The organism is Flavobacterium hydrocarbonoxydans (assembly GCF_009789235.1).
In the GTDB taxonomy this organism is placed as follows: domain Bacteria; phylum Bacteroidota; class Bacteroidia; order Flavobacteriales; family Flavobacteriaceae; genus Flavobacterium; species Flavobacterium hydrocarbonoxydans.
Genome location: NZ_WSTB01000003.1, coordinates 348,395 through 367,388 on the forward strand (window position 1 = coordinate 348,395; position 18,994 = coordinate 367,388).

At 36.2% G+C, this 18,994-nt stretch carries 15 protein-coding genes and 1 pseudogene; 6 read left to right on the forward strand and 10 right to left on the reverse strand.

Annotation, left to right across the window (positions count from 1 at the left end):
• Window positions 1–12: 12 nt before the first annotated feature.
• Window positions 13–1,428 (forward strand): aminotransferase-like domain-containing protein, encoded by a 1,416-nt coding sequence (locus GON26_RS07260; protein WP_160374082.1) that lies wholly within the window; start codon window positions 13–15, stop codon window positions 1,426–1,428.
• A 50-nt stretch (window positions 1,429–1,478) separates the two neighbouring features.
• Here GON26_RS07260 and GON26_RS07265 read toward each other — a convergent pair whose 3' ends face one another.
• The 4 genes from GON26_RS07265 to GON26_RS07280 form a co-directional block, all read right to left on the reverse strand.
• On the reverse strand, window positions 1,479–2,426 hold the full coding sequence (locus GON26_RS07265) for a bestrophin family protein (protein WP_160374083.1): 948 nt from the start codon (window positions 2,424–2,426) through the stop codon (window positions 1,479–1,481).
• Window positions 2,427–2,471: 45 nt separating this feature from the next.
• Entirely contained in the window at window positions 2,472–3,194 is a 723-nt protein-coding gene (locus GON26_RS07270) for a hypothetical protein (RefSeq protein WP_160374084.1), read from the reverse strand.
• Between the two features lie 105 nt (window positions 3,195–3,299).
• The gene (locus GON26_RS07275; protein WP_202110849.1) at window positions 3,300–4,673 is read right to left on the reverse strand and encodes a HAMP domain-containing sensor histidine kinase; all 1,374 of its coding nucleotides are present in this window, start codon (window positions 4,671–4,673) and stop codon (window positions 3,300–3,302) included.
• 4 nt (window positions 4,674–4,677) lie between these two features.
• Complete coding sequence (locus GON26_RS07280; RefSeq protein WP_160374085.1) at window positions 4,678–5,349, reverse strand: response regulator transcription factor; 672 nt, start codon at window positions 5,347–5,349, stop codon at window positions 4,678–4,680.
• Between the two features lie 319 nt (window positions 5,350–5,668).
• Between GON26_RS07280 and GON26_RS07285 the strand changes: the two genes are divergently transcribed.
• Together GON26_RS07285 and GON26_RS07290 are read left to right on the forward strand one after the other, a co-directional pair.
• Window positions 5,669–6,337, forward strand: coding sequence for a hypothetical protein (locus tag GON26_RS07285; RefSeq protein ID WP_160374087.1), 669 nt, complete (start codon window positions 5,669–5,671; stop codon window positions 6,335–6,337).
• 66 nt (window positions 6,338–6,403) lie between these two features.
• Window positions 6,404–7,075 carry a hypothetical protein gene (locus tag GON26_RS07290; protein WP_160374088.1) on the forward strand — a complete coding sequence of 224 codons (672 nt, stop codon included), beginning with the start codon at window positions 6,404–6,406 and terminating at the stop codon, window positions 7,073–7,075.
• A gap of 1,265 nt (window positions 7,076–8,340) precedes the next feature.
• Here GON26_RS07290 and aspA read toward each other — a convergent pair.
• Entirely contained in the window at window positions 8,341–9,750 is a 1,410-nt protein-coding gene (gene aspA / locus GON26_RS07295; RefSeq protein ID WP_160374090.1) for an aspartate ammonia-lyase, read from the reverse strand.
• A 305-nt stretch (window positions 9,751–10,055) separates the two neighbouring features.
• On the opposite strand from aspA, the gene GON26_RS07300 reads away from it, so the two are divergent.
• Window positions 10,056–10,634 carry a pentapeptide repeat-containing protein gene (locus tag GON26_RS07300; RefSeq protein ID WP_160374091.1) on the forward strand — a complete coding sequence of 193 codons (579 nt, stop codon included), beginning with the start codon at window positions 10,056–10,058 and terminating at the stop codon, window positions 10,632–10,634.
• Window positions 10,635–10,829: 195 nt separating this feature from the next.
• Here GON26_RS07300 and GON26_RS07305 read toward each other — a convergent pair whose 3' ends face one another.
• The 4 genes and pseudogenes from GON26_RS07305 to glyA form a co-directional block, all read right to left on the reverse strand.
• Window positions 10,830–11,333, reverse strand: a complete 504-nt coding sequence (locus GON26_RS07305) for a GNAT family N-acetyltransferase (RefSeq protein ID WP_160374092.1) — start codon at window positions 11,331–11,333, stop codon at window positions 10,830–10,832.
• Window positions 11,334–11,348: 15 nt separating this feature from the next.
• Window positions 11,349–12,390: pseudogene (locus tag GON26_RS07310) on the reverse strand (GMP reductase).
• Window positions 12,391–12,627: 237 nt separating this feature from the next.
• Window positions 12,628–13,221: a tRNA-(ms[2]io[6]A)-hydroxylase gene (miaE, locus tag GON26_RS07315; protein ID WP_160374094.1), complete on the reverse strand. Its 594-nt coding sequence runs from the start codon at window positions 13,219–13,221 to the stop codon at window positions 12,628–12,630.
• Window positions 13,222–13,391: 170 nt separating this feature from the next.
• Complete coding sequence (gene glyA / locus GON26_RS07320; RefSeq protein ID WP_160374095.1) at window positions 13,392–14,666, reverse strand: serine hydroxymethyltransferase; 1,275 nt, start codon at window positions 14,664–14,666, stop codon at window positions 13,392–13,394.
• A gap of 108 nt (window positions 14,667–14,774) precedes the next feature.
• Here glyA and fahA point away from each other — a divergent pair, with 108 nt between their 5' ends.
• Window positions 14,775–16,058, forward strand: coding sequence for a fumarylacetoacetase (gene fahA, locus GON26_RS07325; protein ID WP_160374097.1), 1,284 nt, complete (start codon window positions 14,775–14,777; stop codon window positions 16,056–16,058).
• Between the two features lie 179 nt (window positions 16,059–16,237).
• On the opposite strand, the gene GON26_RS07330 is transcribed toward fahA, so the two are convergent.
• Window positions 16,238–17,278 (reverse strand): agmatine deiminase family protein, encoded by a 1,041-nt coding sequence (locus GON26_RS07330; RefSeq protein ID WP_160374098.1) that lies wholly within the window; start codon window positions 17,276–17,278, stop codon window positions 16,238–16,240.
• A 191-nt stretch (window positions 17,279–17,469) separates the two neighbouring features.
• Here GON26_RS07330 and GON26_RS07335 point away from each other — a divergent pair, with 191 nt between their 5' ends.
• A complete protein-coding gene (locus GON26_RS07335) occupies window positions 17,470–18,993 on the forward strand; it encodes a choice-of-anchor I family protein (protein WP_160374100.1) in 1,524 nt (507 codons plus the stop codon).
• Window position 18,994 lies beyond the last annotated feature (1 nt).

Genomic DNA, 18,994 nt, shown 5'->3' on the forward strand with positions numbered 1-18,994 from the left:
TTTATTTTTTACATGAAAAATTCCAGCTACCTCTACCTGCAATTTGCCGATAGAATCGAGAAACAAATAAAGTCAGGCGTTTTAAACGTTGGTGATAAGCTTCCGTCTATTCGTGAAGTTTGTGCCGAGACGGGTTACAGCATGAGTACGGTAAGTAAAGCCTACTACGAAATAGAAAGCCGTTCGCTTATAGAATCAAGACCGCAATCCGGGTATTATGTAAGTAATATTTCGGCAAGAACGATTAGTGAACCTTCAGCTAGTAGTCCTATTTTAAGCAGCGCGAATATCGAACGCGAAGATCTGATCGATTTAGTGTATGGAGATATGAGAGCCAAAGACGTCACCATGCTCTCCTTGGGTTTTCCGTCAAATGAATTGCTCCCGATTGCCAAACTGAATAAAGGAATGATTCAGGCCATGCGGCAGCTGCCCAATAGCGGAACCAGTTATGAAGAAATACAGGGGAATACCAATTTAAGAAAAGAAATTGCCCGCTGGTCTTTTACCTGGGGCGGTGCTCTTACCGAAGAGGATATTATTACCACTCCGGGCTGCATTACTGCGATCTCTCATTGTTTAATGACTTTAACCAAGCCCGGAGACACCATTATTACCGAGAGCCCTGTATATTTTGGTGTTCTGCAATTGGCAAAATCATTAGGTTTATATGTCATGGAACTGCCCACCAATATGACAACCGGTATAGAATTAGACGCGCTGAAAAAAGCTCTTTCTACCAAAAAAGTAAAAGCTTGTGTATTGATGAGCAATTTTAGTAATCCTTCGGGAAGTATGATGCCTAATGAACATAAAATAGAAGTCGTTCGGTTAATGGAGTTTTACAACATTCCGCTTATCGAAGATGATATTCACGGCGATTTGTACTTTGGCTCCAGCCGGCCAACCAATTGCAAAACCTATGACGAAAGCGGTATAGTGTTGTGCTGCAGTTCGGTTTCGAAATCATTGGCTCCGGGTTATCGCGTGGGATGGGTTTCTCCGGGGAAATTCAAAAAAGAGATCTTGCGTACCAAATTATATCATACCATCTCCTCTCCTACTATTACACACGAAGTGGTTGGTGATTTTCTTAAAAACGGACGCTACGAAAACCATCTTCGCAAAATACGCCAGATACTGAATCATAACTGCAATAATTATATCAATACGGTATTAGAATCATTTCCTAAGGGAACAAAAGTGAGCCAGCCTCAGGGCGGATTTTTTCTTTGGGTAGAACTCGATTCTAAAATTGACACTGCCGATTTATATCACTTGGCCATGAAACACCAGATTAGCATTGCTCCTGGACGTATCTTTTCGTTACAGGATCAGTTTTCAAACTGTATGCGTTTGAGTTTTGGTTTACCCTGGACCAATGAATTGCGACAATCCATACAGACTTTAGGCAAATTAATTTCATAAAAAAGCCAGACACATAGATCTGGCTTTTCATAACTAATTAATATGCTTACTTACAAAACAAAGTAAGCATCTTTTTCAGCTTTCACCATTTCTGGTTTCATCACTGGCTCGTTAACAACAGCAAACTCATTTCTGTATTCGTTTACCATTTGCATTAAATTCTTTTCTACTGTATTCGAAATTGCCGTAACCGGAGTATCTGTTGGTCTGTTTTCGAAAGGATCCTGCAAATGAATCGCCATTTTTTCGATCAGAAAGAAAGCCGCAGCAATCGTCGTAATCAACGGAACCGCAAACCAACTCAACAAACTAATCACTCCAAAAGGCAATAATAAAATAAACAAACAAAGCGTAAATCTTATGTACATACTATAAGTAGTCGGAAAAATAGTGTTTTTAATACGCTCGCATTTCCCCATAGCATCACATAATCTCGTAATGGTATTGTCTATTTCTACCTGCTGATACATGTTGATACGCTTATCTTTTTTAGCTATGCTTAAATCTTTTGCATGGAGCATCAATATCGCATTGGGAACATTTTGATGGTTTTTTACAAATCGCAATTCATCCTCGCTCAACAAATGTTTTATCGGTTTTAGAGGATCTCTGTTTCGCAAAGACTGTCCTAAACTATAACACCATGCAATCTGTCTTTTGGCAAATTTTTCTTTAAAATCATTGGCCTGTACCGAAAAATCAGGGTCTTTATAAAAGGTAATCATCTGTCTTACCAAGGTTCTGGAATCATTTACGATGGCACCCCAGACAATTCTGGCTTCCCACCATCTGTCATACGCCTGATTCGATTTGAAGGCTAATAACAAGGAGATGATTGTACCAATCATTGTAGGTATCGCAATCGGAATATCTACAGATACATTGATGAAGAAATGATGAAAAATCTCGAACAATATGGTATAAGCCAACACCAGCCCCAACTCTACTTTAATTTTTCCGAGAACATATTTCATCGGAATCCTTTTCTTTAATAACATACTTTTCGTTTTAGATTAAACTTATTTTTCTGGAAGCAATTGGTCTTAAACCAACTCTTCGTATAGCGACAAAACCGGTAGTCCTAATTTGTCGTTGATATTTTCTTTTTTATTTTTTTTGAATTTGATCTTTTCGCCTTTACGGGTTTCTACCAGCAGATCGATGTCGTATTTCGTAATGGCTTCATTAAGATAAGGTGCCATCGCTTCGTAATTGTCTTCGTTTTTTGATGTTTGGCTCACGATTTCAAACGAAAAATTATTGCTTAAAAACTGCTGAATATCTTTTACGTGCATATTGGCACTCGCGTTTTCGATATAAAGTGCTTTATTAAAATCCTCTTTAAATTGCTCTGTACCTAAATGCAGGATAGGACATCTTTGGTTCCCTACTAATTGTACTGCATATTGATGAATTCGTTTGGTTTCCTGTTTATAAGAAGGTGTCAGGATAACCAGTTTTACCGAAAAAGTATCGATGATGTGTTTGAAAATTGGAGACGAAAGTCCGTATTGATTGTGAATTTTAATTTTGCAATTAGCCGTATGATCCACTATATAACGGCAGGTTTCCAGAACTTCCTGTTGGCTTGTAGTAAGTCCAACTCGCATTTCGCGCAAAAATTGTGACGAAGAAAAGCTGTCCGGCGTTTCGGCAGCCATCATCAAAATAATCTCGCATGGCGTTTCTTTGGCCTGATGAACTGCAGATTTTACTGCACTAATTGTATCTTCTTTTAAAGTCGTAGGTATAAGGAAATTTTTCATAAGTATAATTGTTTAATTTATACTTACAAAGTAACATCCTGTATATTAGAAGGGTCTTAATTTAAAATTAGAATTTTCTAAGATTCAATATTAGAATTTCTAATATTACTTTTTAATTTCTGTCTTCTTAAAAATAATCGTTACAATAGTTCCTTTATTTTGTTCCGATTGTACTTGTAATTCTCCCCCGTGCATGCGGATTATTTTGGAAGCCAAAGGAAGCCCCAATCCATAACCTATATATTTAGTAGCAATTTTTCCTCTGAAGAAGGGTTCATACAAATGCGGAATATCCTCTGGCGGAATACCAATCCCGATATCGTTAATAGAAATCTTAATCGCCTCTGAACTTGCCGAAAGGGTCACAAATACTTCATTATTATCAGAGTATTTTACTCCATTGGTAATAATATTATTGATGGCAAGCTCCAGTAAGGGCTTGTTGCACGGAAGCAATAATAAGTTTGAGTCGTTTGGTGCAAAATTAAGCTTAACACTCACCCTGTTGTCCGGAAAAATCTTGTCAAGGTCTGATTTTACATCCATCAACAGTTCGTCTATTCGGGCAATATCCAGTACTTGTTTTTGGCCGTCATAACCAGTTTGCGTGAGCTTGAGCAAACTCTCGGTTAAGTTTCCTAATCTGGAGGCCTGACTATAAATATTGGCAAGCGACTCCTTATACTCATACACTTCTCTTTCTTTCAGAAGCATAATTTCGGCCTCGGCAATAATAGTGGTTATAGGGGTTTTCAGTTCGTGCGAAGCGTTATTGATAAAGTTGGCCTGAATCTCAAAAGAGGTTTCCAAACGATCCAGCATATCATTAAAAGTAGCCGTAAGATCGGATATTTCATCAGAGTTTTTTACTTCTGGCAATCTATTATGAAGATTAGAAGCACTAATTCTTTTTACTTCTTTGGTAATTCTGGCCACCGGATCTATAACGCGTTTTGCTAAAAACCTACCCAAAAAGAAAGCCAACAGAACAAATCCGATACCTCCAAACAATAATATTTTGACAATATAAACAGTTGTTGTTTTACCACGTCTGTCTCTCGCACCAACGATTACAATATATTTTTGTTTGTTTTCTGTAAAAACCTGACCTAAATAATATTTGCTATCTACTTCAAAATAATCTTTTCCGGTATTTAAAACATTGGTGTAAAAATCATTCGGAAGATTCAAATTGGTATTATACTCAAAACTATTGGCGCTGTTTATTTTAAGAACATATTCTTCTTCTTCAATCAGTTCTTCTAAACCATTTTTTTTAAGTTCACTATAATATTTACTTTTTTCAGGATCATTCTGAAAATGTATCGAAGACACAATTTTTGCCCTGTCTTCTAATCTTTTCAGGAAATGATAGCGGTTGTTATCCCTAAACAATACAAATACGACAACACATAACAACAAAGTGCTAAGAGTAGAAAGCTCTACATAAGTAAAAGCAATTCTTTTTCTTATGTTCATTTTACTATTTAATAACATACCCTAAGCCTTTTATAGTGTGAATTAATTTTGTATCGAAAGGTTTGTCTATCTTTTTTCGCAGATAATTAATATAAACATCCACGACATTAGTATTCATATCAAAGTTAATATCCCAGACATTATCCAGAATCTGGTCGCGTGACACAATAATATCTTTATTTTTAGCCAGATAATACAATAGTTTAAACTCTTTGGCCGTGAGTACAATAGATTCACCGTTTCTTTTAACGGTCTTGGCTTTGGCATTAATCTCTAAATCACTAATCGTAATAATGTCAACCTTTTCTGTTTCCTGATGGGCACGACGGTTTAAGGCATTTACACGTGCCTCTAATTCGCCAAACTTAAAAGGTTTTACCAGATAATCATCGGCCCCGGCATTAAGCCCTGTAACAATATTCTCTGAGGTTCCCAATGCTGTTAACAGCAAAATCGGGACAAAATTTTTAGCCGCCCGAACACGTCTGCACACTTCAATTCCGTTGATATCCGGCAGCATTACATCTAAGATAACTACATCAAAATTATAATTAAGCAGCATTTCGAGTGCAGTCTTGCCATCAAGAGCAACACTCACATCGTTGTTGTTCTCGGCAAATCCTTTTCTGAGGATAGATAACAAATTAGGCTCGTCTTCGACTATTAATAACTTCATGTATATAAGTGTATAAGTAACAAAAATAAGCATTGCAATCTAAATATAAATTACAACCCCTCAAATTATGATATTATTATCAATTGTTTTAGGATCGAAAACCTTTTTCAAAGCAATAAAACAGTTCTTAATAACATCACTTATATGGTTTTACAAAAAATCAATAAACAGCTTTGCAACACAAAAATGCGTATTTATACGCTAAAACTGTAGGACATTATTTTGTTATTTTGAGAAGCTATCAAAATAAAACACCGGAAAGTTTATCGGTTCTGAAGGTTACGAAAACTATCCGAAGAAATTTTAAAATGTAAACATCATGGCAAATTATGATTTAAAAGTTGGTTTTACAACGGAACAATTACAAATTTTACACTTTACCGAATCAAATGTAGTGTTGGCAAAAGGTACAAGAGGACAAAACTCTAATGTGGCCTGGCAGGTTTTCAGGCCATTTCAAAGCAATCAGATTTCCTGGGATGATGAATATGGTATTTATTGTTCGAATACCAAATTAGTAAATCATGCCCAAATAATTCCATTTTCAGATACTCCTATTGGGATAGATACCAATACGCTTTATACCTTAGAAAACAATGGGGTAATTTTAGGCCCAACAACTGGCGGTCAGCGTAATACATTTGCACTACGGAATAACTATTCAAACGCCCCTTACCTGACAACAGGTTTGTTTCAGAATGCCATTATAAATGGAAATTATAGAAGTGGAAATGCGATTTCGGCTATTCCTGTTTTATTTCAGTCAACAGCTTTGATGGATCCTGCTACCGATATTTATATCTGGATCCAATCGCAAGTACAAAGTAATAGCATTATAACCCGTATTACATCACCTGTAACTAGGTTAAGTTTTAGCAGTAGTTTATTTAGAATTTCAGTAGTATATGATTCTTATACAGGGCGTTTCATCAATGCAGGTAGCAGCAATTTGTCTGAAGGTACTATTGAGCATATTGAAGCTCCTTAAAAAATCATAACAGCTGAAACAACAAAAAGAAAATACAGTAATTTAAAAGCTAAAAGCCAGGATAATATGCCAAATTATACTCTAAAAATTACATTTACAAGCGATCAGTTAAAAACTCTTTTAGCATCTGAAACAAAAGTAGTACTTGCAAAAACTTCACAAGGGTCAAATCCTAATGTAGTATGGCAGGCTTTTCTGCCACAGCAAAATAATTTAATTTCCTGGAATGACCAGTATGGTATTTATGCCTCCCATTCTCCTATAACAAACGGGACTGTATTAAACCAGTTGGCAGCTACTCCTGCTGGAATTCCCGTAGGCAATTTATATAGTTTACAAAACAGCTCTGCTATTTTAGGCCCCATAACCGGAGGGCAGTCTGGCAGTTTTGCAATTGCCAATCATATAACGTCAAAAGATTTTTTAACTTTTGGATTGTATCTGAATGCAGTTATAAACCAATCTGAATGTACCGGAAATGCCATTTCGGCTACAGCCGTTTCAATGTCAGAAACATTGTATATCAAACCTCCTGATACTATTCATATTTGGTTAGCATCTCAGGTTATGGGCAACACGGTACTTACCCCTATTAGTTCGCCCGTAACACAAATAAAATGTAGCAAAAAGCAACATACTATTGCGCTGCAATATGATGCAGTATCCGGAAAATTCCTAAACACAGCCTCCATAATTCATCATAAAAGCAGCATACAGCATACTTACACTTTTTTATAATAGTTACAATAAAACCAAAGCCATACAATTCCAAAAACAAATAATACCACAACCCAAAAAACGATTGCTTCACAGGCAATCGTTTTTATTTTGGCTCAAAGCTGTAGCATAAAACCTGAATCATATACCCGAAGAATTAAAATTTTTTCGCTTTCGCTAAAATGCCTTTAGTGTATTAAATTTTACCTCATATAAAGTCTTTTTTTACTTCCAAAAAATCACGGAAGCCTTTTATAACAAGCCTTCTCAAACCAAAACAACATTCATACAACAAAGAGATATTATTTTATTAGATATAAATTTAATAATATCACTTTAGCACATTCACTAATTAAACATAAAATTACAAATAGCACCTACTACGCTTCTTTGTACATTTATAGAACTCGTAACCTCTTTTTGTGTTATACCTTCTCCATCTAAAAAACACCTGACCAATTTTAAAAATGAAGCCTCTGCCTTATAAAAACTTGCTGTATGATTTAAGAAATTCGCTACTGCATTTATAAAACCAGCGGTATGATTTTAAAATGAAGCTTCTGCATTTTAAAAACTCGCTATCACATTTAAAAAACTAGTTACTGACTTTAGAAATCTAGCTATGTATTTTTAAAAGGAAGCGTCTGCAAAGTAAAAACTCACTATGTATTTTGGCGTTAGACCTCCTCCGTTTAGTAAACAGGTGAAAACATTTGGCGTTAGACCTCCTCCGTTTAGTAAACTGGCGAAAACACTTGGCGTTAGACCTCCTCTGTTTAGTAAACAAGCGAGAACACTTGGCGTTAGACCTCCTCCGTTTAGGAAACAAGCGAAAACATTTGGCGTTAGACCACCTCCGTTTAGTAAACAAGCGAAAACACTTGGCGTTAGACCTCCTCTGTTTAGGAAACAGGCGAGAACATTTGGCGTTAGACCTCCTCCGTTTAGGAAACAGGCAAAAACATTTGGCGTTAGCCTTCCTCCATTTAGGAAACTGGCAATGTGCTTATAGTATGAAGCAGTTGTACTTCTGAAACTGATGATGTATTTTCAAAATGATGCTTCTGCATTTGCAAAACTGTTATTGTATCTAATGAAAGAAGTATATTCATTTAAAAAACTGCGGCAGTTGTAGAAGCATCGCCCTTCTACATTTAAGAAAGAGAATAAGTATCCAAAGAAAAAGCCACTCTAAAACAGAATGGCCTTTGTATAAAACAGATAGATTGTAATTTAATAAAAGAAAAAGGGTTTCACAATCTTCTTTTTTTACTATCGAAAATAAATTATTTAGTAATAAACTTAGGATTGATTAAGTTCTCTAACGAATAAATCTCATCCCATTTTTCCTGAGTGATCAACTTTCGCTCAACCACCGCAATCTGATGAACACTTTTATTCATTTTTAAGGCTTCACCGGCAATGCTCGCACTTTCTTCGTACCCCAAAATAGGATTCAATTGTGTTACGATACCAATACTGTTCATCACCATCTGATAACAATGGTCAACGTTCGCAGTGATTCCGTTGATACATTTATCAATCAGTGTCTGAATGGCATTTGCCAGATAATCCAGCGAAGTAAACATCGCAAAAGCAATTACGGGTTCCATAACATTCAGTTGCAATTGTCCGGCTTCTGCAGCCATCGTAACCGTTAAGTCCTGACCAATTACATAAAAACAAGTCTGGTTAACCACCTCCGGAATTACCGGATTTACTTTACCAGGCATAATCGAAGAACCAGGCTGACGCGCAGGCAAATTGATTTCGTTGAAACCCGTTCTTGGTCCGGAGCTCAACAAACGCAAATCATTACAGATTTTCGAAATCTTAACCGCAGAGCGTTTCAGGGTGCCCATAATTTGTACGTAAGCACCCGTATCAACCGTTGCTTCTATTAAGTCCGGAGAAAGCGTAAGCGGAATCCCTACCTCTTTTGCAAGATACGCCACGCATATTTCAGGATACCCATGCGGAGCATTCACTTTCGTTCCGATAGCGGTGGCTCCCATATTGATTTCGAGCAACAGCTCCTGCGCATTTTTCAATCTTATGATGTCTTCTCCTATTGTAGTCGCATAAGATTTAAACTCCTGTCCCAGAGTCATCGGAACCGCATCCTGCAATTGCGTTCTTCCCATCTTTAAGACCTCATTAAACTCTACACCTTTTTTAGCAAAAGCAACTTCTAAGCCTGCCAAAGTGGTAATAAAGCTTTCCATTTTCATATAAAGCGCAATTCGAAACGCAGATGGGTAAGCATCATTCGTAGATTGCGAGCAGTTGACATGATTATTAGGATGCAGATAGTTATATTCTCCTTTTTTATGTCCTAGATATTCCAGACCAATATTGGCAATAACCTCATTGGCATTCATATTGACTGAGGTTCCCGCACCACCCTGAATCAAATCGCTTACAAACTCCTGATCATACTTACCAGCAATAACCTGATCGCTGCCATAGCAAATGGCTTCCGTAATTTTAGGATCAAGCGCGCCACAATCTTTATTGGCCAATGCAGCAGCTTTCTTTACATAGCCCAAAGCCTTGATAAACAAAGGTTCTTTTGAAATGGGTATTCCGGTAATATTAAAATTTTCTACGGCTCTGAAGGTCTGAATTCCGTAATATAAATGATTAGGAATATCTAATTCTCCTAAAAAATCATGTTCTTTTCTTGTTGATTCCATACGATTAAAAGTGTTGGGTAAAATCTAAATTGGTCACGTAAAGCTACATCAATTTAAGATGACAATAAAATATTGAAAGTTAAAAAGCTAACAGATACTGCAATGATTTAATTAAATGTTTGATAAAACGACACCCAAATCATTTTAAAATACTAAATCCACAAGAATGACAAGAAAGCGCAAGAAGATTTCCTGAGTGTTTTGCTGCTTTTTATTGTGCCAATTAATAAAAAGTCGAGCTGAAAACACTGAAATATAAAGCGTAATGATTATCTTTTGCCTCGCAAAAAACAGCAGCTATCACCTTGAAAAAAGAGTCTGAATATTTCCTTGATAAAGAATACGATACCATTGTATATGGTCGGGACGATGTGAACTTTAAGGATTTCGAATGTTGTACGTTCAATAATTGTAATTTTTCGGCCTGTACTTTTCTGGCCGTTACTTTTATCGATTGTGTTTTTAATGATTGTATTTTTAGCGAAGCCAAAATAAATTATGTGGCTTTTAGAACGGTCAGTTTTAACCGTTGTGCCATTAAGGAAGTGAATTTTGCTATGTGTGATAAACTGATTTTCGAAGTACATTTTAAGGATTGCATCCTGGATTTTTCGAAGTTTTACACCTTAAAAATAAAAGGAACAACGTTTACCAATTGCAGTTTAGTTGCCGTCGATTTTATGGCAACAGATCTCACCAGTGTCCTCTTCGATAATTGCGATTTATACCGATCAGAATTCGACAAAGCCATCGCCAACAAAGCCGATTTTAAAACCAGTTTCAATTACACCATCGATCCCTCCAAAACCAAACTGAAGAAAGCTATTTTTTCTTTAAGAGAAGTAAAAGGATTATTGTTTAAGCATGATGTTTTGGTGAGTTGAGTAATCATATAGTTTGTCATTCCGATTTCTATGATAAAACAAATCTTTTTTTTCAGGAGCTAATCCCGCTATCCGTTTCAATCTTTTGTGGCGAACCCCGCCACAAAAGGATTTCCACTCCTATCGGGGCTAGGGCAATCTTTTCCATTAAGAGCGTTTTCGTTTATTTTGTCATTGACAAGATTACGATGAAAATTATAATATTAACTTCTTCTCCATCACATAATCTTCCATCAAATATCCATTTCCAATATCGATATTAACTTCATCAACGATTTCAAAACCTATTTTTTTATAAAACCCTAAAGCCGAATTGAATCGGTTTACGTTTAATAACAATGCTTTTGAATTATTTGCCAAAGCTAATTTTTCAATTTTATCAATTACTTTTTTACCAATTCCTTTTCCTTGTGTTTCAGGCAAAAGATATATTTTGTGAATTTTAGTTAAAGCTTTACTATTATAATGATGCTCAATTCCGATAAAACCTATAATAGTTTCTTCTTCATAAATCATATAAAACAACTGAACTTTTTTGTCGTATTGTTCCGTTAAAGCTTCAGTAGAATAAAAAAGCCCCAACATATAATCCAATTGTTCTTTCGATAAAATTGCACCATAAGTAATGGGCCAGGTAATATTTACAATACTCTGAATAGATTGAATATCATTCAAAGAAGCTTCTGAAATGGTAATCATTTAATGTATGCTATTTTATTTTGTAAAAATTTGATTTTCCTGCTCGCTTACGCGGATAAAAGTCGTGCGTTTGGTAAGTTCTTTTAGTCGTGAAGCGCCAACATAGGTGCACGTACTGCGTAAACCTCCTAAAATATCCAAAACCGTATTGATGACTTTTCCCTTAAACGGAACCTGAACTGTTTTTTCCTTCGCTGGCACGATATTCTGCAACTCCACCAACGTGTTTCTCCATGGCAGTTGTAGAGCTCATTCCGTAAAACTGTTTGAATTTTTCACCATTGATTTCGATCAGTTCTCCTCCACTTTCTGTGTGTCCTGCTAACATTCCGCCCAACATGACAAAATCAGAACCTGCACCAAAAGCTTTTGCCACATCACCCGGAGTCGAACAGCCGCCATCGCTAATGATGTGACCGCCCAAACCGTGAGCAGCATCGGCACATTCGATAATCGCAGAAAGCTGCGGATAACCAACACCGGTTTTTACACGGGTCGTACATACAGAACCAGGTCCAATTCCGACTTTTACAATATCGGCACCAGCCAAAAGTAATTCTTCGACCATTTCGCCAGTCACTACATTTCCGGCAATAATTACTTTGTCAGGATATTGTTTGCGGGTTTGTTTCAAAAACTGAACAAAATGTTCTGAGTACCCATTAGCAACATCAATACAAATAAATTTTAGTAAAGGATTGGCGGTTATAATTTGACCAATTTTAGCAAAATCTTCTTTTCCTGTTCCTGTGCTTATCGCAATATAATCGTAGAAATCAGGCGTAACTTTGACTAAAAAATCATTCCATTCCTGAAGAGAATAATGTTTATGAATGGCGGTAAAAAGTTTTTCTTTTGCTAAAACCTGAGCCATTTCAAAAGTACCCACGGTATCCATATTGGCTGCCATGATGGGAATACCTGTCCAGTTTGAAGTACTGTGCAAAAACTTAAAATTCTGTTCCAGAGAAACCTCAGACCTACTTTTTAAAGTGGATCTTTTAGGACGAATCATAACATCTTTAAACCCTAATTTCAAATCAGTTTCTATTCTCATGGTAATTGTTTTTGGTTACTTTCAAATGTAAGAATTTTAGATTTTAGATTGCAGATTTTAGATTATTAAAACTTTGCGGGTAAATTTGAACGCGGATGACACTGATTCGCTATCGCGAAAACGCGGATTTATACGGATTTTTTTTGTTTCACAGAGATTCACAAAAGTTGCGCGAAGATTCACAAAGTTTACACTACTTTTTGGAATTTGGAATTTCAGAATTGGAATTTAATAACATTACCCGTGAATCGTTTCTCCTTTTCCGTAATTGGCTATAATAGATTCTTCATAAGCAAGCCATTCTCTCCAACGTTTCTCCACGTCAATCCCCACTCCATATTTACGAGCGTAGGTTATGAAAGTGGTGTAATGTCCAGCTTCGCTTTCCATCAATTCTCTGTAGAAAACTGCTAATTCCTCGTCCTGAATGTTTTCAGATAACACTTTAAAACGTTCACAGCTTCTGGCTTCAATCATCGCTGAAAAAAGTAATCTTTCGACCAAACCAGAAACACGGCTTCCGTCAATGCTTTTTTTCATGTACATGTACAACTCATTTACATAATCGTCTTTGCGCTCACGTCCTAATTTAAGTCCACGCTTGATGATGATATTGTGAACCTGCTCAAAATGGTCGATTTCTTCTTTGGCTAAAGCCAATAAATCCTTCACCAAATCCTGATGTTCTGAGTTGTTGGTGATAATGGTAATCGCATTTGTAGCGGCTTTTTGCTCACACCAGGCGTGATCCGTCAGGATTTCTTCAATATTTTTCTCAACGATATTTACCCATCGCGGATCGGTTGGCAGTTGTAATCTTAGTACACCCATGGTCTTTTTGTTTTGTTTGTTTTGTTTCAAGTTTCAGGTTTCAAGTTTCTGTATTGCGTTCTTTTAGGAACGAAAAAAGTTTAAAGTTCTGTTCTACGTATTTTTTACGCGTTACAAAACTTTAAACTTGAAACTTTAAACTTGAAACAATTAAGTTTCAAATCATATTTTTAATATACGAAAATCGGTCTTTCGCTCATCATTTCGTTTACTTCGTTAGCTACTTCTTCGATAACTGCTTCATTTGTGTGATCAGTTAAAACTTTATCGATAAGTGCTACGATCGTTTCCATATCTTCTTCAACTAAACCACGAGTTGTGATTGCAGCTGTTCCAACACGAATTCCTGAAGTTACAAATGGTGATTTATCATCAAATGGAACCATATTTTTATTTACAGTAATCTCCGCTTTTACCAACGCATTCTCAGCTTCTTTACCAGAAATATTTTTATTTCTTAAGTCAATAAGCATCATGTGATTATCAGTTCCGCCAGAGATAATGTTGTATCCTCTTTTTACGAAAGCATCTGCCATAGCAGTAGCATTTTTTTGCAATTGCATGGCATAAGTAAAGAACTCATCTTTTAACGCTTCACCAAAAGCAACCGCTTTAGCAGCAATAATGTGCATTAATGGTCCACCTTGGTTTCCAGGGAAAACAGCTAAGTCTAACAATGAAGACATCATTCTGATTTCTCCTTTTGGTGTTTTTAATCCCATTGGGTTTTCAAAATCTTTCCCCATCAAAATCAAACCTCCACGTGGTCCACGCAATGTTTTGTGTGTTGTTGTAGAAACTATATGACAATGTGGAATTGGGTCACTCAATAATCCTTTTGCAATCAAACCAGCTGGGTGAGAAATATCAGCAAATAAAATGGCCCCTACGCTATCAGCAATTTGTCTGAAACGTGCAAAATCCATATCACGAGAATAAGCCGAAGCTCCAGCGATGATTAATTTTGGCTGTTCTTTTGTTGCAATTTCCTGAATTTTATCATAGTCTAAACGACCAGTTTCAGCATCTACACCATAAAAAACCGGGCGGTATAAACGACCAGAAAAGTTTACCGGAGAACCGTGAGTCAGGTGACCACCGTGAGATAAATCGAAACCTAAAATAGTATCACCAGGATTTAAACAAGCGTGATATACAGCAGTGTTTGCCTGAGAACCTGAGTGAGGCTGTACGTTTGCATATTCAGCACCAAATAATTCTTTGGCTCTGTCAATTGCAATTTGTTCAATAACGTCAACTACTTCGCAACCGCCGTAGTATCTTTTGCCAGGATATCCTTCAGCATATTTATTAGTTAAAACAGAACCAGCTGCTTCCATTACTTCATCACTTACGAAGTTCTCCGAAGCAATAAGTTCTAATCCGTGAATTTGTCTGTCTTGTTCCTCTAGTATAAGGTCAAAAATTTGTTCGTCGCGTTGCATTTTTTCGTTTTTCGTTAATTTCCTGCAAAAATACAAAAAAACGTTTGTCATACTGTAAGATTATGATATATTTGACATAGAATTTTTCAACAAATAATTAACATCCACATGCCAATAACCGCTAACGATACCAAAAGAAAATCATGGTTAGAAGTACCAGAAAATAGTGATTTCCCTATTCAGAATATTCCTTTCGGTGTTTTTCTTACCAAAGAAAATGTCGTTACCGTTGGAACACGAATTGGTGATTTCGCCATTGATTTAGGTGCTTTACAACAATTAAACTATTTTGAAGGAATAGATTTAACTGATGATATGTTCATGCAAGACACGCTAAATGATTTTATTTCTGATGGAAAAAAAACGTGGCGTTTAGTTCGAAATCGTATCGCTGATATATTCGATGCCACCAACCCGCAACTTAGAGATTCCACAAAAGATCGCGATATTGTTATTTTTAGGATAGATGATGTCGAGATGCAATTACCCGTATTAATTGGTGATTATACAGATTTTTACTCCAGTAAAGAACATGCAACTAATGTAGGAAAGATGTTCCGTGATCCTGAAAATGCTTTGTTACCAAACTGGTTACACATTCCGGTTGGGTATCACGGTAGAAGTTCTACCATAGTTCCGTCTGGGATTCCGGTTCACAGACCAATGGGACAAACCTTACCAAATGGTGAAAAGTTACCTGTTTTTGGTGCTTCGCGTTCAGTTGATTTTGAGTTAGAAACTGCTTTTATCACAACAGATGTAAACGTAATGGGAGAAAACATCCCAAATCATGAAGCAGAAGATTATATTTTCGGGATGGTTTTATTGAATGACTGGAGTGCTCGCGATATTCAGAAATGGGAATACGTACCACTTGGGCCATTCTTAGCCAAAAATTTTGCAACTTCAATTTCTCCATGGATTGTAACGATGGATGCTTTGGAACCTTTTAGAACAAAAGGACCAAAACAAGATCCGTCTCCACTTCCATACCTTCAAACAAAAGGAAAAAAAGCATTCGATATTCATTTAGAAGTTTCGATTCAGCCTGAAAACAAAGAAGAAACGGTTGTTTCCCGATCTAATTTTAAATATTTATACTGGTCAATGGCACAGCAATTGGCACACCATACCTCAAACGGATGCCGTGTAAATTCTGGTGACATGATGGGTTCCGGAACGATTTCTGGGCCTACTCCTGATAGTTTTGGTTCGATGCTGGAACTTACCTGGGGCGGAAAAAACCCAGTTAAACTAAAAGATGGCAGCGAACGTAAATTTATCGAAGATAATGATACTGTTATTATTAGAGGTTTCTGCGAAAGCAAAGAAGTTCGTATTGGTTTTGGAGAAGTTTCCAGCCAATTATTACCTCCTTTTGTGAGAGCTTGAAGAGAAGATAAAATAGCTTAACAGATATAAAAACACAAAACCTTGGTTTATCGCCAAGGTTTTTTTTTATGTTTTTTTTGCCACAGATTAAAAGGATTAAAATGATTTTTTATCATTTCGTATTATTACTTATTCGCTTTAATAAAACTTTGCGACTTCGCGACTTCGTGGCAAAAACTTTAAGCCGGAATCTGCTGACTCAAGCAATGTAAAGTTCCGAATCCCCAGATAAAATCGATACAACTAATACCGATTACTTCTCTGTCTGGAAAGCACTCTGATAATATATTTAAGGCAACTCTATCGTTGCTATCATTAAAAGTAGGAACCAAAACACAATTATTCAGAATCAGGAAATTAGCATAACTTGCTGGCAATCTTAAATCTTCAAAATCGACACGTTTTGGCATTGGCAACGCTACAATTGTAGGCGATTTTCCATCTTCTAATTTTGCATTTTGCAAACGTTTCAAGTTGTCTTGCAACGGTTTATAGTTGGAGTCGTTTTTATCGGTCTCCACAATGGTAACGATGGTATCTTCGTTTACAAATCGGCATAAATCGTCGATATGGCCATGCGTATCATCGCCTTCTATTCCGTCGCCTAACCAAATTACATTGGTAACACCCAAATATTCTTTAAAAACTGCTTCGTAATCTTCTTTGGTAAAATTTTTATTTCGAACCTGAATCGTTGGGTGCATTAAACACTCTTCAGAAGTCAGTAAAGTTCCTCTTCCGTTTACATCAATGGCGCCACCTTCAACAATAACAGGTTTTCCTTTATAGATCACTTGTGTTAAGGGAACATTAATAAAATCGGCAATTTTAGACGGAACAAATTTATCTAATTGATAGTTTTTATATTTCGCCCAGCCATTAAAATTAAAATTCAAGGCTTCTCTTTTATCACCATTTTTTACAATAATAGGTCCCGAATCACGCATCCAGCTTCTATTGGTTTTATGTACGATAAAAGAAATGTTTGCAAGATTTACACGAGCATTTTCAAGCATTCCTGCTACTTTTTCTTTTAGTTTTTCATCGGCTACAACCAAAAAAACCGTTTCAAAAGTGGCTACTTTTTTAATGAATTCTACAAAAGCCCATTGCACAGCCTCGTATTTTCCCGGCCAGTCATTACCATTATGCGGAAAACACAATACAATTCCTTGTTGTTTCTCCCATTCTGCCGGAAATCTTCTATTATTTGTTGTCATAAAAAGGTTCTAAATTTAGAAAGAGCACAAAGATAATCATTCGAATAGGATTATAAAATAGCTTAACGCCTTCAAAATCATAATTTATAAAGATTAACTTCTAAAAATTAAGTTAAAGATTAAATAATACCTACTTAATATTCGCTCCAAATCCACGAATTACTTTTGGCAAAACTAAAAACTAAAAGAAAATGAAAAAATTAAGTATTTCGTTATTAACCTTAATGATGCTTTTTGCAAGTTGCAATAATGATGAAAATTCAAACAACGAAGAACCAGAAGTTGTTGTTAATGAAAATCCTGCCACTTTTAAAGAAATCGGATCCATCACAATTGGTGGTGAAGCTGCAGCTGAAATAACAGCTTATGACGAAAAAACAAAAAAACTTTTTACAGTAAATAACAGCGGAACAAACCAAATTGATGTTATTGATTTGACTGATCCAACAAAACCAACCAAAATTGGAAAAATCGATTTAACTCCGTACGAAGGAGCTTCAAACAGTGTTTCAATTTTTGATGGAAAATTAGCTGTGGCTTTAGAATCTACAGTTAACAAACAAGCAAACGGAAAAGTTGTTGTTTTTAATACTACAGATTATAGTCTAATCAAACAAATCACGGTTGGTGCGCTACCGGATATGGTTACTTTTTCTCCTGACGGAAAATATATTATGACAGCTAACGAAGGTGAACCCAATACCGATTATTCGCAAGATCCAAACGGAACGATTTCTATTATTGAAGTAGCTAATAATTATGCTGTTACTACTTTGGATTTCGCTTCTTTCAGCGGTCAGGCAGCGACTCTGAAAAAAGATGGTTTTAGAATTTCAAGCTTTGCAAAATCTTTCGCTCAGGATGTTGAACCAGAATATGTAACGATTTCTGATGACTCGAAAACAGCCTGGGTAACCCTGCAAGAAAACAATGGTGTTGCCAAAGTAGATTTAGTAACTAAAAAAATTACTGAAATCTTTCCTTTAGGATTTAAAGATTTCAATACGGCTGAAAACGGAATTGATGTAAGTGATAAAGATGACAAAGTTGCCTTTACACCATGGAAAGTTAAAGGAATGTTTATGCCAGATGCGATCAGTCAATTTTCTTCAAATAGTACAGCTTATTTTGTTACTGCAAATGAAGGTGATGCCAGAGAATACGACGCGTACACAGACATTGAGAGAATGAAAGATTATACGCTGGATGCAACTGTGTTTCCTGATGCAGCTACATTAAAATTAGAAACTAATTTAGGAAGATTGAATCTTGTGGCTGATATGGGCGACAAAGATGGAGATGGAGATTTAGACGAAATGGTGAGTTTTGGCGCACGTTCTTTCACAATCTGGAACGGGACTACCGGAAAAATTGTTTACGATAGCAAAAATGACTTAGACAAAAAATCGCAGGATTTCGGAACGTATGATGACAAACGTAGTGATGATAAAGGTGCTGAGCCAGAAGCGGTTGTAGTGGCTAAAATGGGGAATCAAAATATCCTGTTTGTTGGTTTAGAAAGAACTGATGCTTTCATGACTTATGATGTTACAAATCCAGCTTCTCCACAATATTTACAAACCGTAAAAACGGGTGATGCACCAGAAGGATTATTGTTTATTCCTGCTTCTAAAAGTCCAACCAAAAGAAGTTTGATTGTGGTAAGCAGCGAAGGTGATGGTGTTATAAAAATCTATCAGCCGGATTTAAAATAGT

Coding starts and splice junctions, on each gene's coding strand:
- fahA (WP_160374097.1), top strand. CDS start 14,775: ATGCCAATAACCGCTAACGATACCAAAAGAAAATCATGGTTAGAAGTA.
- GON26_RS07260 (WP_160374082.1), top strand. CDS start 13: ATGAAAAATTCCAGCTACCTCTACCTGCAATTTGCCGATAGAATCGAG.
- GON26_RS07270 (WP_160374084.1), bottom strand. CDS start 3,194: ATGAAAAATTTCCTTATACCTACGACTTTAAAAGAAGATACAATTAGT.
- glyA (WP_160374095.1), bottom strand. CDS start 14,666: ATGCAACGCGACGAACAAATTTTTGACCTTATACTAGAGGAACAAGAC.
- miaE (WP_160374094.1), bottom strand. CDS start 13,221: ATGGGTGTACTAAGATTACAACTGCCAACCGATCCGCGATGGGTAAAT.
- aspA (WP_160374090.1), bottom strand. CDS start 9,750: ATGGAATCAACAAGAAAAGAACATGATTTTTTAGGAGAATTAGATATT.
- GON26_RS07265 (WP_160374083.1), bottom strand. CDS start 2,426: ATGTTATTAAAGAAAAGGATTCCGATGAAATATGTTCTCGGAAAAATT.
- GON26_RS07305 (WP_160374092.1), bottom strand. CDS start 11,333: ATGATTACCATTTCAGAAGCTTCTTTGAATGATATTCAATCTATTCAG.
- GON26_RS07335 (WP_160374100.1), top strand. CDS start 17,470: ATGAAAAAATTAAGTATTTCGTTATTAACCTTAATGATGCTTTTTGCA.
- GON26_RS07280 (WP_160374085.1), bottom strand. CDS start 5,349: ATGAAGTTATTAATAGTCGAAGACGAGCCTAATTTGTTATCTATCCTC.
- GON26_RS07285 (WP_160374087.1), top strand. CDS start 5,669: ATGGCAAATTATGATTTAAAAGTTGGTTTTACAACGGAACAATTACAA.
- GON26_RS07275 (WP_202110849.1), bottom strand. CDS start 4,673: ATGAACATAAGAAAAAGAATTGCTTTTACTTATGTAGAGCTTTCTACT.
- GON26_RS07330 (WP_160374098.1), bottom strand. CDS start 17,278: ATGACAACAAATAATAGAAGATTTCCGGCAGAATGGGAGAAACAACAA.
- GON26_RS07290 (WP_160374088.1), top strand. CDS start 6,404: ATGCCAAATTATACTCTAAAAATTACATTTACAAGCGATCAGTTAAAA.